Origin of the sequence: Sphingopyxis sp. Q841 (assembly GCF_052384365.1) — a bacterium.
Taxonomy (GTDB): domain Bacteria; phylum Pseudomonadota; class Alphaproteobacteria; order Sphingomonadales; family Sphingomonadaceae; genus Sphingopyxis; species Sphingopyxis terrae_A.
Window position 1 is genome coordinate 1 of sequence record NZ_JBQSUM010000013.1, and the last position, 2,529, is coordinate 2,529.

Annotated in this window: 2 protein-coding genes; both read left to right on the top strand. The window is 66.4% G+C overall.

From position 1 onward, the window contains the following. Positions 1-125: 125 nt before the first annotated feature. On the top strand, positions 126-1,034 hold the full coding sequence (locus tag ACT17R_RS17635) for a tyrosine-type recombinase/integrase (RefSeq protein ID WP_444810012.1): 909 nt from the start codon (positions 126-128) through the stop codon (positions 1,032-1,034). Positions 1,035-1,039: 5 nt separating this feature from the next. Next, positions 1,040-2,230 carry an IS91 family transposase gene (locus ACT17R_RS17640; RefSeq protein WP_444810013.1) on the top strand — a complete coding sequence of 397 codons (1,191 nt, stop codon included), beginning with the start codon at positions 1,040-1,042 and terminating at the stop codon, positions 2,228-2,230. Positions 2,231-2,529: the final 299 nt, after the last annotated feature.

Below are 2,529 nucleotides of genomic sequence, written 5' to 3' on the forward strand. Positions count from 1 at the left end.
TGCACGAACCGCTCCGCGGATTGGCGCTAGCCTCGATGTAAAGCGCCCCAGCGAGCGCCGCGGCTGATTGAACGCGGGCGGCCAGAGGCAGACCCTTTCGACTCCTTTACCTGAGGAGTCGAACGATGAATGAGCTTATCCAGATTGGCCCGATCAGCCCGCTGCGCCAGCGGCTGATCGACGACATGACCATGCGCCGCTTCTCGAAGGAGACGCAGCGTAACTATCTGCGCGACGTCGGGCGGTTCGCGACCTGGCTCGGGCGCTCGCCGCACACCGCGAGCGCCGAGGATGTCCGGCAGTTCCAGATCGAACAGCAACAGGCCGGCGTCCCGGCACCAACGATGAACAGCATCGTCGGCGCATTGCGGTTCTTCTTCACGCACACGCTCGACCGCCCCGACCTCGCGCGCAAGCTCGTCCGCACGAGGCAGGTACGCAAGATCCCGGTCGTGCTGACCATGGCCGAGGTGAAGCGGCTGCTCGATGCCACGCGCTGTCTCAAGCATCAGGCTGCGTTGTCAGTCGCCTATGGCGCCGGACTGCGCGTTGCAGAGGTGTCGGCGCTCAAGGTCAGCGATATCGACAGCAAGCGCATGCTGCTCAGGATCGAGCGCGGTAAAGGCGGCCGATATCGCAACGCGATGCTGCCCGAAGGCCTGCTCCTGCTCCTGCGCGACTGGTGGCGCGCGGGGCGGCAGCAGGGCATCTTGCTGCCCGATGGCTGGCTCTTCCCCGGACAGAGCGCCGCGGCGCCGATCAGCACGCGTCAGCTCTACCGCGTCGTCGTCGAAGCTGCCGAGGCCGCCGACATCGACAAGCGCGTCGGACCGCATACGCTGCGCCACAGCTTCGCCACCCATCTGCTCGAGGACGGTGTCGATATCCGCGTCATCCAGGCGCTGCTCGGTCACGCCAAGCTAAACACCACCGCCTTCTATACGCAGGTCGCAACGAAAACCGTGCGGTCGATCGTCAGCCCGCTCGACAGGCTCGCGCTCGCATCACCGAGCGAGGAGGCACCCGACGGCTGAGGCTGATGCGCGCCTCGCTCGAGGTCGCCGACATCTTCCGTGCTGCTGGCCCTGCGTATCGCACGTCCCATACCGGGCATCTCAGCCTGCATCAGCTGAGGATCATGTCGGCGATCGAACATTGCCGCACCGCCGCTTTGGGTGGCCACGTCGAGGCTTGCACCGACTGCGGCCACTGGCGGATCGCGTACAACAGCTGCCGCAACCGGCACTGCCCCAGGTGCCAGGGCGCCGCCGCGCGCAGCTGGCTCGAAGCGCGCGAGGCCGATCTCCTCCCGGTCGGCTACTTCCACGTCGTATTTACCCTCCCTGCCGAGATCGCCGCGATCGCCTATTACAACAAGGCGCTGGTCTATGACCTCTTGTTCAAGGCCGCGGCCGATACGATGCTGACCATCGCTGCTGATCCGAAGCATCTCGGCGCCCGGATCGGCATCACCGCCGTCCTCCATACCTGGGGCTCGGCACTCACCCATCATCCGCACATCCATATGATCGTGCCCGGCGGCGGCATATCGCGCGATGGAACACGCTGGATATCGGCGCGCCCCGCCTTCCTGCTCCCGGTCCGCGTCCTTGGGGCCCTGTTCCGACGCCTGTTCCTGACCCGGCTGCGCGCGCTGCACGACGCCGGCAAGCTCGCTTTCTTCGGCAGCCTCACGCATCTCACCGAACGACGCGCATTCCTGCGGCACCTCTCACCCGTCAGGAAGAAGCGCTGGGTGGTCTATGCCAAGCCGCCCTTCGCCGGGCCCGAGGCGGTGCTCGCTTACCTCGCGCGCTACACCCACCGCGTCGCCATATCGAACAGCCGCCTCCTCCGGTTCGACGAGGCCGGGGTCACCTTCCGCTACAAGGATTATCGCAAGTCCGGCGCCACACGGCAGCAGGTCATGGCCCTCGCTGCCGACGAGTTCATCCGCCGCTTTCTCCTCCACGCCCTGCCGCGCGGGTTCCACCGCATCCGCCACTATGGCCTGCTCGCCAGCGCACGCCGCAAGGATCATCTCGAACGCGCCCGCCGCCTGCTCGATGTCGCACCCACTCCGGTCGACGAACCGACCGACGAGCCCGAGCCCCGGCCGACCTGCCCGTGCTGCGGCGGCACGATGATCATCATCGAGGTCTTCGAGCGCCGCTATCAGCCTCGCGCGCCGCCACCGCTTGCGGTCTCATCCGGGATACCGGCGCCGTGACCCGGCACGGCTCATCGCCTTCCTCCTCCAGGGCACACCCGCGCCTGGAAGCGGCCCCGCTTGCGCCGACGCTGCCCAAAAGCAGACGCCGGAACCGCAAAATCGGACGGTCCGACTTTCGGCGTTCGCTTTTACGGCCCATATCCAGACGGTCCGTTCTCAGATGCGTCTGCTTTTGGCCAGCATCTGGCTACCCCAGCATCAGCGCAAAACAGCTTTCCCCATAGCTCGGCCCATGATCACCGCGGTTCGGGCACCGAAGACTTTCTGACGCCTCCCGGCGTCTGAAACTCTCAACG

Bases quoted from the DNA above. Each gene is read 5' to 3' on its own strand.
- ACT17R_RS17635 (WP_444810012.1), top strand. From the start codon at position 126: ATGAATGAGCTTATCCAGATTGGCCCGATCAGCCCGCTGCGCCAGCGG.
- ACT17R_RS17640 (WP_444810013.1), top strand. From the start codon at position 1,040: ATGCGCGCCTCGCTCGAGGTCGCCGACATCTTCCGTGCTGCTGGCCCT.